Source organism: Blautia glucerasea (assembly GCF_013304385.1).
Taxonomy (GTDB): domain Bacteria; phylum Bacillota; class Clostridia; order Lachnospirales; family Lachnospiraceae; genus Blautia_A; species Blautia_A ammoniilytica.
Genome location: NZ_JAAITU010000002.1, coordinates 142,420 through 156,845 on the forward strand (window position 1 = coordinate 142,420; position 14,426 = coordinate 156,845).

Sequence of the window (14,426 nt, forward strand, 5' to 3'; positions counted from 1 at the left end):
GCAGTAAAAATCACCCCAGTTTTTTGACCGATCTGCCCTGAAATAAAGTTCCATCCACTGTATAGGACCGGATCAGCGCTGTCTTCGGCTGTTCAATCAGTTCCACCAGCTTCTCTGCAGCGATCCTTCCAATGGCACTGGTATCCTGACATAATGTGGTAAGCTTTGGTTCCATGATCCTGGCTATGTTATTCCCATCATAGCCTGCAATGGAAATATCCTCCGGAATCTTCAAATCTCTTTCCCGTATCTCATTAAACCCTCCAACTGCTGAAAGATCATCTGGATAAAGGATACAGGTAGGTGGATCTTTAAGTTCTAGCAGCTCCCTGGTTTGCCTTGCAGACAGGTCTGCGTCTAGGTAACGTGCTGGCCTGACATATTCGTCCGGAACCTGGATCCCTTCTCTTTGCATCATCCGGTAAAAGCTGCTGAGACGTTTCTTCGTAACCGAAGTGTCATCTCCATAAATGTATGCAATCTTTCGGTGACCCTGAGAAAAGATATATTCCAGAAGTTTCTCCATTCCCTGTACATTGTTAGATAAAACAGAGATCCTGCCGTCACACACATGGTCAATGGTAACAACCGGCACTTCTGATCTTAAAAGTTCCTGCACCTCCTCGCTGTAAAAATCCACGCAAGCCATTACCACCCCGTCCACGCCCCGATATCTGCAATGCTCATAATAACTCATCTTCTTTCCCGAAACATTTCCACTAGTAAAGGTAATGTCATATCCCTTGCTCTCTGCTGTACTTTTGAAGCTTTCAAGCACATGATTAAAATAAGCATGTGTCAGTCCGCTGTGAGCCTGATCTACAAAAAGCACGCCCAGATTGTAGCTTCTTTTTGTTTTCAAAGCCCTTGCAGATGAATTTGGCAGATACCCAAGATCTTCTGCGGTTTTCTGGATCAGTGCTTTTGTCTCTTCCCCGATATCCGGATAATCATTTAAAGCTTTGCTGACTGTCGCTACGGAAACATTGCATTTCTTTGCGATTTCCTTCATCGATACCATAAGCCCTGTTGCCTCTTTGCTTTCTTTGTTTTCCTAAATCGTTTTCGCATCTTCACTATATTACTTTATGTACAAATTATCAAGCATTTTTTTTAATTTTTTATGCTTTTTGCTTCCTTTCTCTCTATTTCACAAAATCAGATTTTCAGTTTTTTTCAAAATAAACAAAGTTGTCTTCATTTATCACGAAACTATTTCGTAAAAATTCCTTGCTTTTTTATATTCTCTCAGATATATTAAAGTTAAGATAATTATCCCATCCTTTTATAGGGATAACTTCTTTATATTTTCACTATTTTATATTGTTTTCTAATGTTTCTTTTATTTCTGTTGAATTATCAGAACTCATTCGTTTTCGCATATACTTTTTTTCAGAGCTCCACGCATGATTATGTAGTACATTGTGTCAAGCTCTAATCTTTGACAAGGGAGGATTTCCAATGAAGTTCGGTTTCTTTGACGACGAAAAAAAGGAGTATGTGATCACAACCCCGGACACTCCACTTCCATGGATCAATTATCTGGGATCTCAGGACTTTTTCAGTCTGATCTCCAACACCTGTGGCGGTTACAGTTTCTATAAAGATGCAAAGCTGCTCCGGCTTACCCGTTACCGCTATAATAATCTTCCGGCAGATTCCAACGGAAAATACTATTACATAAAAGAAGGGGACGTGATCTGGAATCCTGGTACAATGCCCACCAGAACCCCTCTGGACGAATACCAATGCAGACACGGTCTCGGATACAGCCGTTTCCATGGAATCAAAAACCAGCTTTCTGCCGATCTTCTGGCTTTTGTACCTGTAGACACTCCTTGCGAGATCAATGTACTTACCTTAAAAAACCAATCCGCTTCTGCCAAAAAGCTTTCCCTTTTTTCCTATGTGGAGTTTTGTCTGTGGAATGCAGTAGATGATATGACCAATTTCCAGCGTAATTTAAGTATTGGAGAAGTGGAGATCCAGGGAAGCGCTATTTACCACAAAACAGAATACAGAGAGCGAAGAAATCACTACAGCTTCTTTTCTGTAAATACGCCCATTGACGGCTTTGACACCAGCAGGGATGAATTTCTGGGAGTACGCCGGGGAAATGACCGGCCTCTGGCCGTAGAGCAGGGAAAATGTACTGGTTCTGTTGCCAGTGGATGGTATCCCATCGCCAGTCACCAGATTGATCTTGTACTTGCTCCAGGGGAAGAGAAAGAACTGATATTCCTTCTTGGGTATTGTGAAAATCCTCGGGAAGAAAAATGGGAAGCACCAAATGTGATCCGCAAGACCACAGCTCTTGCCATGCAGGAAAAATACCATACTTCCGCACAGGTGAAGAAAGCATTCCAGGATCTGAACCATTACTGGGAGGATCTGCTCTCCCGCTTTTTTGTAAACAGCCAGGATCCCCATGTAAACCGTATGGCAAATATCTGGAACCAGTACCAGTGTATGGTAACTTTCAACCTTTCCCGCTCTGCTTCCTACTACGAATCCGGTACAGGAAGAGGCATGGGCTTTCGAGATTCCTGTCAGGATCTTCTTGGCTTTGTACATCTTGTACCTGAACGCGCAAGAGAGCGTATCCTTGATATTGCTGCTACTCAATTTGAAGATGGCAGTGCTTATCATCAGTATCAGCCTCTCACCAAGAAAGGCAATCTGGATATTGGAAGCGGATTTAACGATGACCCGTTATGGCTAATCGCAGCTGCTTCTGCTTACCTGAAGGAAACCGGTGATTTTTCTATTTTAGACGAAATGGTAGCCTTTGACTGCGACACCTCAAAAGCACAGCCCTTTTTCCAGCATCTGCTTCGCAGCTTCCATTATACCTGTACCCACTTAGGTCCCCATAAACTACCATTGATCGGCCGTGCAGACTGGAACGACTGTCTGAACCTGAACTGCTTTTCCAGTGAGCCTGGGGAGCCATTCCAGACTACTGGTCCTTCTGAAGGTCCTGTGGCAGAATCTGTTTTCATTGCAGGAATGTTTGTAAAATACGGCAGGGAATTTCAAACCATCTGTGAAAAATACGGCCACACCGAGGAAGCTCTTCAGGCAAAAGATGCAGTTGATGCCATGTACCAGGCAGTGCTTGCCTCCGGCTGGGATGGTGACTGGTTCCTTCGCGCCTATGACGCAACATCCCAAAAGATAGGTTCCCATGAATGTGAAGAAGGCCAGATCTTTATTGAGCCTCAGGGATTCTGCGTAATGGCAGGGATCGGTGTAAAGGAAGGCCTGGCAGAAAAAGCACTGGATTCTGTAAAAGAACGGCTGGATACCAAATACGGTATCATGGTACAGCAGCCTGCTTATACCAGATACTACCTGAACCTTGGGGAAATCTCCTCCTATCCGCCAGGTTATAAAGAAAATGCAGGCATTTTCTGCCATAACAATCCCTGGATTTCCATCGGAGAAACCATGATCGGCAGAGGTAGCCGTGCTTTTCAGATCTATAAAAAAACCTGTCCTTCCTATATTGAGAATATCAGCCAGATCCACAGGACAGAACCTTATATTTATTCTCAGATGATTGCAGGAAAGGATGCCCCACGGCATGGGGAAGCAAAAAACAGCTGGCTTACAGGCACTGCTGCCTGGACATTTGTAAATCTCTCCCAGGCCATCCTCGGCATACAGCCAAGCTATGACGGTTTGTGTGTAGACCCATGTATCCCTGCAGACTTTGGGGATTTCACTGTCACCCGCAGGTTTAGGGGCGCAGTATATCATCTTTTTATCTCAAATCCTGATCATGTTGAAAAGGGGGTAAAATATCTGGAAATCGACGGAAAACAGATTTCAGGTAATCTGATTCCTTTTGAAGAGGGAAAGAAAGAATACCAGGTAACGATCCATATGGGATAAGACATTTTATATGACATGTAATAAGCCAGTTTGCTCCAGGTGATTCTGAAGGAAACTGGCTTTTCTTTTATTTCTTCAACGGATCGATCTCCGCTTTATAAACATATCTGAGGAACAGCACACAGATCACAAAGGAAAACAATTCTGCAATAGGGAATGACCACCAGGTAGCGTTGATCCCGCCTGTCCGTGCCAGAATAAAGGCCGCCGGAAGAAGCACTACCAGCTGTCTTAACACAGATACTGCCAGGCTTAAGAAGCTATGGCACAGGGACTGGTATACAGAGGAGGAAACCACACTGAAACCAGCCAGCAAAAAGCTAAAACTGATAATGCGAAGAGCCGGTATTCCAATCTCCAGCATAGTATCTGAAGCGTTGAAAATATTCAGAAGCTCCTGAGGGAACAGCTGGAATACTGCAAATCCCAGAAGCATGATTCCAACACCCATAGCCACACTGAACCGGATCGTCTTTGTGATACGATCCGGCTTTTTGGCTCCGTAATTGTAAGAAATGATGGGCACCATACCATTATTCAGACCAAATACCGGCATAAATACAAAGCTCTGAAGCTTGAAATAAACACCAAATACTGCGGTTGCAGTAGAGGAAAATCCCATCAGGATCTTATTCATACCAAAGGTCATAACAGATCCTACGGAAGCCATGATAATAGACGGGAACCCAACACTGTAAATATTTTTTACAACATTTGCGGACAGCTTATATTTCACCAGGGAAATATGGAGTTCCTTATTAATATGATGATTTACAAAATATCCTACAATAGCAGCAATAATCTGCCCAGTTACAGTGGCAAGGGCAGCACCTGCCACCTCCATCCTGGGAAAGCCGAAAAGACCAAAAATCATGATCGGATCCAGAATAATATTCAGGATCGCACCCAGAAGCTGGGTCAGCATGGAATAAAACGTCCTTCCGGTTGCCTGCAGCAGTCTTTCAAATACAAGCTGCATAAACAGTCCAAATGACATCATCCCGATGATCCTTACATAAGCCGTTCCATAAGAAAGGATCTGGGGATCCTGTGTCTGAACAGCAAAGAATGTATGTCCGAAGACTCCGGTAAGCACGGCAAAAGTCAATGCACTTAACAGGCAAAGGATAATGCCGTTATTAGCAGCCTTGTTGGCATATTCCGTATTCTTTTCGCCCAGAGACCGTGACACAAGGGCATTAATACCTACACCGGTACCTGTACCTACTGCGATCATCAGGTTCTGTACAGGAAAGGCCAGTGAAACAGCTGTCAGTGCATTCTCATTGAGCTTTGCAACAAACATACTGTCTACAATATTATATAATGCCTGAACCAGCATGGAAATCATGATCGGGACAGACATTGATACAAGCAATTTTCCAACAGGCATAACGCCCATTTTGTTTTCTTTTTCCACGGCATTTTTTTCCATAAAAATCCCCCTCTCAATGTGTTTTGTTCAAGTCGAGCAGCCGTTTTTTACGATAACTTTTTCTATTCTATAGCAGTGCATCCTATATGTCAATCAAAACATCATAAAAAGAGGAGGAGTGATCTACATCTGATAAAGCATCCGCCGGATCAGGAACAGGATCAGGATATGTGCCGGGTAAAAAACATAGAAAAAGTATTTTGCCCATTTTCCTTTAATGAATCCTCTCTGTCCGTTATACATATTGATAGAAAGAAAAGCAAAGCATGCTTTCCACTCATAGATCAGCCAGCTTGTACCGATCACCGCCTGGGCTGCTTTCTTCTCCTTCAGCCAGTACATGATAAGAAGGAATACGTATCCTCTGTAGCTGTAATCTGCATGCAGGTTCCATGATACAGCAAAAAGCACGGCCATGCAGATAAGCTGCATCAGCTGGTTGTCTTTATAATAATCAACTGCACAAAAAGCCAGATAACCCAAAAACAGTGTAAAAAACACATTCTGGGTAGACATATCAAAGAATGTACCTTTATGTACCAGATCCCAGGAAATTTCTGAAATACAGGCAAAGATCAGTAGATTTCTTCCATATTTAAAGCGGTTGTGTGTATGGACAAAGCCCTCCACCAGAAGAAAACAAAAAATGGGAAATGCAGCCCTGCCCACATCCCGCATGATCCTGTAAATCGATATATCCGTGCCTCCAAGAACAAATAAAGTCCTGGTGGCAGACGCTGATTTCACCAGAAGAAATGCAGCTGTATGGTCGATCAGCATGATCACCATAGCCAGTACTTTTAATGCACTGCCGCTTAAAACCCGGAACTTTTCCGGCATAAATGAATCCTGTAATTGCTTTGTCTGTTCCATCCTGTCCTCCTTTAGCTTAGGTTTGCTTGTTCCAACTTAATTTCATCTGCAGCCAGCAAAATATCACCAATCGTTGATTTATATCTGCATGTGTATATCATATTTCTCTCCCCTCCAATGACGCATCCGATAATTGCATTATAGTAAGTAAATCAGAAAAGTAAAGAAATTTTTTTCGGTGACTGTTGCTCATTTACATTTTTTATTCAAGCACTTTCTCTTTTTTCTATGTTTTTTTACAAATTATGACTGGACGAATTGGGCATTTTGTGAGAGAATAACACCAGTAAAGCGTTCCGCTATGGGAGACTCCCTTAAGGAGCGCTACACTGAGTTGTTAGACTTTTAACAACATTAAGTTCACTAATACTGAAAGGAGTCTTAAAATGATTTACACTAAGGAAGTTGAAAACATGTGTCCTGTAGCTAAGGGCGCAAAACATGAGCCTGCTCCAATTCCTGAAGAAGGAAAATGGGTTCATTCCAAAAAAATTGAAGATATTTCTGGTTTTACACACGGCGTTGGCTGGTGTGCTCCACAGCAGGGTGCATGCAAGCTGTCCCTGAATGTAAAAAATGGTGTAATCGAGGAAGCTCTTGTTGAAACGATCGGATGTTCAGGTATGACTCATTCTGCAGCTATGGCAGCTGAGATCCTTCAGGGCAAAACTATCCTGGAAGCTTTAAATACTGACCTTGTCTGTGATGCGATCAACACCGCAATGAGAGAATTATTCCTCCAGATCGTATATGGACGTACTCAGAGTGCTTTCTCTGATGACGGACTTGCTGTAGGTGCCGGACTTGAGGATCTTGGTAAGGGTCTTCGTTCCCAGGTTGGTACTATGTATGCTACAAAAGAAAAAGGTGTTCGTTACCTCGAGATGGCAGAGGGATATGTAACAGGTATCGCTCTTGACGAGGATAATGAAGTAATCGGATATCAGTTCGTTTCTCTTGGAAAGATGACCGACTTCATCAAAAAAGGTGATGATCCTAACACCGCATGGGAAAAAGCAAAAGGTCAGTATGGCCGTGTAGCAGATGCCGTTAAGATTATCGACCCAAGAGAAGAGTAATCAGGAAACGAAAGGAGACGAACATAAAATGGCATTATTTGAAAGTTATGAAAGAAGAATTGACCAGATCAATGCTGTATTAAACAGCTATGGTATCAGCTCTATCGAAGAAGCTGAAAAAATTACAAAAGATGCTGGACTTGACGTATATGATCAGGTAAAGAAGATCCAGCCGATCTGCTTTGAGAACGCTTGCTGGGCATACACTGTAGGTGCTGCCATTGCAATCAAAAAAGGCTGCAGAAAAGCTTCTGACGCTGCTGCTGCTATCGGAGAAGGCCTTCAGGCTTTCTGTATCCCAGGTTCTGTTGCTGACCACAGAAAAGTAGGTCTTGGCCATGGTAACCTTGGTAAAATGCTTCTTGAGGAAGAGACAGAGTGCTTCTGCTTCCTTGCAGGCCATGAGTCCTTCGCAGCTGCTGAGGGTGCCATCGGTATTGCAGAGAAAGCAAACAAAGTACGTCAGAAACCATTACGTGTTATCCTGAACGGTCTTGGAAAAGACGCTGCTCAGATCATTTCCCGTATCAACGGTTTCACATTTGTTGAGACAAAATATGATTACAAAGAAGCTAAATTAAATATTATCTATGAGAAACCATATTCCAACGGTCTTCGTGCTACTGTTAAATGCTACGGTGCAGATGACGTTCAGGAAGGTGTTGCTATCATGCATCACGAGAATGTTGGTGTTTCCATCACAGGTAACTCCACAAACCCGACCCGTTTCCAGCATCCGGTTGCAGGTACATACAAAAAAGAATGTATCGAGCAGGGTAAGAAATACTTCTCCGTTGCTTCCGGCGGTGGTACAGGACGTACACTTCACCCGGACAACATGGCAGCAGGTCCTGCTTCCTACGGTATGACAGATACTATGGGACGTATGCACTCTGATGCTCAGTTCGCTGGTTCTTCTTCTGTACCGGCTCACGTTGAGATGATGGGTCTGATCGGTATGGGTAACAACCCGATGGTTGGTGCTACTGTGGCAGTTGCTGTTTCCGTTGAGGAAGCTGCTAAGGCTGGTAAGTTCTAATTCATTCAAGAATGCCTCGGCATTCTTGCTGCGAGGTGCGCGTCATGCAATTGCATGACATACTTCTACTGCGCACCTCTGCAATCCTGCCGGAGGCTATATCAGCTGGGGGATTGACTCCCAGCTGATATAAAATACCACCAGGTAACTTTTAGGTTATCCGGTGGTGTTTTTTTATGTTATATTTTTATGTTATATTTTTATGTTCTATATTGTATGTTCTACACTTATATATCCTTTACATTTCCCTTTTGGGAACCGGTTCCCCGTTTTTGAAGATGCTGTCACACGGAACGCAGCCACGTACAGAGGAAAGAGGATAAATATTTGTATTTCTGCCGATCACGGAGCCAGGATTCAGCACAGAACCACAGCCTACTTCCACATGATCTCCCAGCATTGCGCCAAACTTCTTAAATCCGGTCTCTACCTGCTCCTGCCCATCTTTAACAATCACCAGCTTTTTGTCGGATTTCACATTGGAACAGATAGAACCAGCTCCCATATGAGACTTATACCCAAGCACAGAATCTCCCACATAATTGTAATGAGGTACCTGCACACAATTAAAGAGTACTACATTCTTAAGCTCTGTAGAATTGCCTACTACACAGCCCTCTCCTACGATCGCCTTGCCTCTGATAAATGCGCAGTGGCGTACTTCTGCATTCTTACCAATGATAGCCGGTCCATGGATGCTGGCAGTAGGTGCTACCTGGGCTGATCTGGCGATCCAGATATCTCCCTCCAGATGCTCATACTCTGCCGGATCTAATGTATTTCCCAGCTTTATGATAAAATCTCCTATCTCCGGAAGCACTTCCCAGGGATAAGTCTTTCCTTCAAATAATTCTCCTGCAATCGTTTCATTCAGATCCAGAAGATTAGAAATAGTAAAATCCTTCATCATGATGATTTTCCTCCTTGTTTCCCGGAAGAAGCACTTCTGGTACTTCTCTCCGGCTTTTTATAATACTGTGCCGATGCATCAAAAAATTGCCGCAAAGCATACTGATAATTGCTGGCCTCCACCTGATTGGTGCGGATGCGTACAAAATGTTCCAGCTTATCCATATATTCCTGCTCTGTAATAGATCCCTCTGCCACATAAGTCAGTCCTTTTTCCCAGCTTGCTGTAAGCTCCGGATTCAGAAGCTGACGGATGGAGCAATTCACTACGTCATAAATCATCTCGCCTAAAAGTGTGGGAGTGATCATCTGTGTTTTCTTGTTCAAGGACAGATACTTAATATTAAACAGCTTTTTCAGGATCTCTGCCCTGGTAGCACTTGTACCGATTCCGCTGCCTTTGATCTGTGCACGCAGCTCCTCGTCCTCAATAAGCTGTCCTGCATTTTCCATAGCAAGGATCATGGAGCCTGAATTGTATCTTTTAGGAGGGGATGTTTCCCCTTCTTTAATATTCAAACTGTCCACGGAAAGTATATCATTTTTCTTCAGTTTCTGCAATGCACCAAGAAGCGCTGCATCACAGGCCACATCTTCACTGTCTTCTTCGGACTTTCCTTCTGCAGCTCTCCCTTCTGTATCAGAAGCCTTCTTTCTTGCAAATGAATTGGCTGCGATCTTCAGGTATCCTTCACTTACCAGCACTTTAAAAGAAGAGAAAAAGGATTCATTCCCCATCCTGGTTACAATGGAAACCTTCTGATACACTGCAGGAGGATAAAAAATACACAGAAAACGTCTCACGATAGTCTCATAAACCCGCTGAGAAGTAAGGGACAGGCCTTTTAAGTTGCCAAGACCCTGTCCTGTGGGTATAATGGCATAATGGTCTGTGATCTGCTTGTCATTTACATATCGTGTCTTGGCTATGGTTTGCCAGGTTCCCATAGAAAGAGCTTCTTTTGCAGCATCTGCAGCAGGCCCGTAATTCTGCAGCCCGGATATATTCTTAGAGATTACCTTTGCCACTGCTGTTGACAGTACCCTTGCATCTGTCCTGGGGTAGGTTACCAGCTTTTTCTCATATAATTCCTGCACTACTGCCAACGTTTCATCCGGGCTGATCTTAAATAGCTTGGAGCACACATTCTGCAGCTCTGCCAGGTTAAACAAAAGCGGTGGATTCTTATTTTCCTTTTTCCGCTCCACCTTCTCTACTGTACAGGACAAAGGCTGCACAGATGACAGGCTTTGGATCAGCCCTCTGGCATCTTCTTTTTTCTTAAAACCGTTTTCTTTATATAATACAGGGGACTGGAAATAAGAGCTGCCTTCTACTGCCCTCCATTCACCCTCGAATTTTTCTCCTTCAAGTACAATACTACTGACCACACGGTAAAATGGTGTTTTCACAAAAGAACGGATCTCCCGTTCCCTGCGTACTACCATCCCAAGCACACAGGTCATTACTCTTCCTACAGAAATAGCCTGATATTTGGAACTTAGATAATTAGATACACTGTTCCCATAACGCAAAGTCAGTACACGCGAAAAATTGATCCCCATCAGATAATCTTCTTTTGCACGAAGGTAAGCAGAAGCTGCAAGATTGTCATATTCTGAAATATCCTTTGCTTCACGGATCCCTCGCATAATTTCTTCTTCTGTCTGAGAATCAATCCAAACTCTTTTTTCTTTTTTTCCTTTTACACCAGCCATCTGTGCCACCAGCCGGTAGATATATTCTCCCTCCCGTCCAGAGTCTGTACACACATAGATGGTCTCTATATCCGGCCTGTTTAAAAGGCCCTTCACAATCTGAAACTGTTTCTGAACGCCTGGAATCACTTCGTATTTAAAGTCACGGGGCAAAAAAGGCAGGGTATCAAAACTCCACCTTTTGTATTTCATATCATATTTTTCAGGATAGCTCATAGTGACCAGGTGCCCTACACACCAGGTCACTACAGAAGTATCAGACTCCAGATAACCATCCCTTCTTTGTCCGTTGATCTTTAAAGCTTTTGCAAATTCCTGAGCCACACTGGGCTTCTCGGCTATGTATAAAGCTTTTGACATTATTTATCTGCACTCATCTTTCTCAGCGGCCATGCAAGCAGCAAAGCACCGCCTACCATATTTCCAAGTGTTACGATCAGAAGATTCTTCAGTATCAGTCCGATGGAAAGCCCATCTACCAGACAATAGGAAGTAACAAAAATTCCCATATTGGCAATGCTGTGCTCAAATCCGCTTACAACAAATCCTGAAATACACATAACGATCATCAGGAATTTTCCTGTTTCGCTTTTTAACTTAATTCCGCAAAGCACGCCAAGGCATACAAAGAAGTTACAAAGCACTGCCCTGAAGAACATCTGGCCTGCAGGCATTGTCAGCTTGTTGTTGATAAATCCTCCGAAATAATCTGCTGTACCGGATGCCCCTGCCCATACAAAGATCAGAGCCAGGATCAGACATCCTACAAAATTACCGATATAGCTTACCAGCCATACCTTTCCGGCATCCTTCCATGACACACTCTTATCATAAGCGCCAAATGCCATGACCATATTATTGCCGGTAAATAACTCTCCACCTACCAGGCAGATCAAAAGCACTGCAATAGAGAAAACCAAAGCCCCCAGAAATTTCCCCCATTCAGGTGCATTCGCTGAAAATACATTTCCCACCACATTACTGTAGATCATGGCCATGTCAATAAAAAATCCTGCCATGACAGCCCGAAGAAAGTATTTCAGGAAATTGCCGTTTAAAAGACCGATCTTGGCTTTTGCGGCGTTAGCAAGTTTCTGTACATCCTCGTAGTTCATAAAAAACACCTCCGCTGGTTTATGAAATTTGTGCAACTGCAACAGTATTTTTACAGTCGCTAATTTTTACTACCGGTATATTATAACACTTTGATGTTTTTTTCACAATAGACTTTGAGAAATAATTAGCAATAACCTATTCAGGGCTTTTATAGTTTATAATAATACCTGTTATTATTCTCTCATAAACAGCAAATCAGCATCTTTCCTGGGAATTGCCTTGCCAATTATCGTGCCTGGGAATTGAAGACTTGATAATCTTTTCACAGCTTCCAAAGAATCCTTCTCAGATACTGCAAGAAGAAGTCCACCGGATGTTTGGGGATCACAAAGCACATCTATAAGTTCAGGAGCTGTATCGCCCCAGCTGCATTTGTCCCCGGTAAACTCTTTATTCCGGTAAGCACCAGCTGGTACCATTCCCATGGAAGCATATTCCAGGGCTCCTTTCTGTATAGGCACTGAAAGCGGATCGATGCACAGACTCACACCACTGCCCTGGGCCATTTCAAGACAATGACCTGCAAGACCAAATCCGGTAATATCCGTACATGCATGGATCTCCAGATCTGCCACCGCATCCCTGGCATATTTGTTCAGCCAGCTCATTACCCGGATCACTTCCTGCCCCTCATCCCTGCTTAAGAAATCAGCCTTCAGGGCGGTAGTCAAAATCCCTGTACCAACAGGTTTCGTAAGGATCAGACGATCCCCTGGCAAAGCCCCTATATTTTTCCATAGATGATCCGGATGTACAAAACCGGTAACACATAATCCGTACTTAGGCTCATCATCCTGGATCGTATGTCCGCCTGCAAGAACGGCGCCTGCTTCTTTTACCTTGTCTGCTCCTCCCCTCATAATATCCCCAAGGATATCCGGAGAAAGGCAGTTTGGAAAAGCAGCAATATTCAGAGCCAGCTTCGGCTCTCCACCCATGGCATACACATCGCTTAATGCATTGGCTGCAGCGATCTGTCCAAAGGTATAAGGATCGTCCACGACAGGTGTAAAAAAATCTACAGTCTGTATCATAGCCAGATCCTGGTTGATCTGGTAGACAGCAGCATCATCTGATGTTTCTGTGCCTACCAGAAGATTTGAATCGTAAAATTTTGGCAGCTTGCTCAGAACCTGAGCAAGGGTCCCCGGACCTAATTTGGCCGCTCACCCGGATGTATGGGAAAGAGTGGTCAGCCGGATCTTCTCTCTCTGGTCCAAATCGCCACCTCCTTTTTATTTCGCCTGGATATAACCCTTTGCTTTCAAAGTCTCAGCACAAAGAACAGCACCGCCAGCTGCACCTCTTACTGTATTATGGGACAGTCCGATAAACTTCCAGTCATATACCGTATCCTCACGAAGACGTCCTACAGAAACGCCCATACCATGTTCAAAATCAACATCTGCTGTAACCTGTGGACGATTGTCCTCTTCCAGATACTGGATAAACTGCTTCGGCGCACTTGGAAGCTGAAGCTCCTGGGGAATGCCTTTAAACTCTCTTAATGCATTAACCAGCTGCTCTTTGGTTGGTTTCTTTCTGAATTTTACAAAAACAGCTGCTGTATGTCCATTCAGGATCGGCACACGTACACACTGACAGGTAATAACCGGCTCTTTTGCAGGTACGATCTCACCATTCTGGATCGTGCCCCAGATACGAAGAGGCTCTTTCTCACTCTTCTCCTCCTCACCGCCGATATATGGAATAATATTGTGTTCCATCTCCGGCCAGTCTTTGAAGGTCTTGCCTGCACCGGAAATAGCCTGATAAGTAGTAGCAACTACTTCATATGGCTCAAATTCCTTCCATGCAGTGAGAACAGGTGCATAGCTCTGAATAGAACAGTTCGGTTTAACTGCAATGAATCCTCTCTTTGTGCCAAGACGTTCTTTCTGGTGTTTGATCACTTCAAAATGCTCAGGATTGATCTCCGGAATAACCATGGGAACATCCGGTGTCCATCTGTGTGCACTGTTATTGGAAACAACTGGTGTCTCTGTCTTTGCATATTCTTCTTCGATTGCCTTGATCTCTTCTTTTGTCATATCAACAGCAGAAAATACAAAGTCTACAGTAGAAGCAACCTTCTCAACCTCATTAACATTCATAACGATCAGGTCCTTTACAGCCTCCGGCATAGGAGTATCCATTTTCCAACGGCCGCCAACGGCCTCCTGGTATGTCTTTCCTGCGCTTCTTGGGCTTGCAGCTACTGTTACTACCTGAAACCATGGATGATTCTCAAGCAGAGAAATAAATCTCTGACCTACCATGCCGGTTGCTCCTAAAATACCAACTTTTAATTTTTCACTCATAATATGATCTCCTCAGTGTTTTTTGCACGCATACATCC

11 protein-coding genes are annotated in these 14,426 nt (G+C 43.7%); 3 read left to right on the top strand and 8 right to left on the bottom strand.

The window, feature by feature from the left end:
* Positions 1 to 10: 10 nt before the first annotated feature.
* Complete coding sequence (locus G5B11_RS01700) at positions 11 to 1,021, bottom strand: LacI family DNA-binding transcriptional regulator (RefSeq protein WP_158420280.1); 1,011 nt, start codon at positions 1,019 to 1,021, stop codon at positions 11 to 13.
* A 440-nt stretch (positions 1,022 to 1,461) separates the two neighbouring features.
* Between G5B11_RS01700 and G5B11_RS01705 the strand changes: the two genes are divergently transcribed.
* Complete coding sequence (locus tag G5B11_RS01705) at positions 1,462 to 3,897, top strand: GH36-type glycosyl hydrolase domain-containing protein (protein ID WP_173726643.1); 2,436 nt, start codon at positions 1,462 to 1,464, stop codon at positions 3,895 to 3,897.
* Between the two features lie 67 nt (positions 3,898 to 3,964).
* Here the strand turns inward: G5B11_RS01705 and G5B11_RS01710 are convergent, their stop codons facing one another.
* Positions 3,965 to 5,332: an MATE family efflux transporter gene (locus tag G5B11_RS01710; RefSeq protein WP_173726644.1), complete on the bottom strand. Its 1,368-nt coding sequence runs from the start codon at positions 5,330 to 5,332 to the stop codon at positions 3,965 to 3,967.
* Between the two features lie 123 nt (positions 5,333 to 5,455).
* Positions 5,456 to 6,205, bottom strand: coding sequence for a TraX family protein (locus G5B11_RS01715; protein WP_158420277.1), 750 nt, complete (start codon positions 6,203 to 6,205; stop codon positions 5,456 to 5,458).
* Between the two features lie 386 nt (positions 6,206 to 6,591).
* Here G5B11_RS01715 and G5B11_RS01720 point away from each other — a divergent pair, with 386 nt between their 5' ends.
* Positions 6,592 to 7,284 carry an iron-sulfur cluster assembly scaffold protein gene (locus tag G5B11_RS01720; protein ID WP_158420276.1) on the top strand — a complete coding sequence of 231 codons (693 nt, stop codon included), beginning with the start codon at positions 6,592 to 6,594 and terminating at the stop codon, positions 7,282 to 7,284.
* A gap of 28 nt (positions 7,285 to 7,312) precedes the next feature.
* Positions 7,313 to 8,323 (top strand): GGGtGRT protein, encoded by a 1,011-nt coding sequence (locus G5B11_RS01725; RefSeq protein WP_173726645.1) that lies wholly within the window; start codon positions 7,313 to 7,315, stop codon positions 8,321 to 8,323.
* Positions 8,324 to 8,561: 238 nt separating this feature from the next.
* Here G5B11_RS01725 and G5B11_RS01730 read toward each other — a convergent pair whose 3' ends face one another.
* From G5B11_RS01730 to asd, 5 genes are all read right to left on the bottom strand, one after another.
* Positions 8,562 to 9,233: a UDP-N-acetylglucosamine pyrophosphorylase gene (locus G5B11_RS01730; protein ID WP_173726646.1), complete on the bottom strand. Its 672-nt coding sequence runs from the start codon at positions 9,231 to 9,233 to the stop codon at positions 8,562 to 8,564.
* Positions 9,230 to 11,311, bottom strand: coding sequence for a DNA topoisomerase (locus G5B11_RS01735; protein WP_158420274.1), 2,082 nt, complete (start codon positions 11,309 to 11,311; stop codon positions 9,230 to 9,232). Before G5B11_RS01735 ends, G5B11_RS01730 begins: the two co-directional genes overlap by 4 nt.
* Positions 11,311 to 12,066 carry a formate/nitrite transporter family protein gene (locus G5B11_RS01740; protein ID WP_173726647.1) on the bottom strand — a complete coding sequence of 252 codons (756 nt, stop codon included), beginning with the start codon at positions 12,064 to 12,066 and terminating at the stop codon, positions 11,311 to 11,313. The genes G5B11_RS01735 and G5B11_RS01740 overlap by 1 nt, the downstream gene beginning before the upstream one ends.
* Positions 12,067 to 12,240: 174 nt before the next feature.
* The gene (selD, locus tag G5B11_RS01745) at positions 12,241 to 13,287 is read right to left on the bottom strand and encodes a selenide, water dikinase SelD (protein WP_173726648.1); all 1,047 of its coding nucleotides are present in this window, start codon (positions 13,285 to 13,287) and stop codon (positions 12,241 to 12,243) included.
* Positions 13,288 to 13,302: 15 nt separating this feature from the next.
* Positions 13,303 to 14,388 carry an aspartate-semialdehyde dehydrogenase gene (gene asd / locus G5B11_RS01750; RefSeq protein WP_158420271.1) on the bottom strand — a complete coding sequence of 362 codons (1,086 nt, stop codon included), beginning with the start codon at positions 14,386 to 14,388 and terminating at the stop codon, positions 13,303 to 13,305.
* Positions 14,389 to 14,426 lie beyond the last annotated feature (38 nt).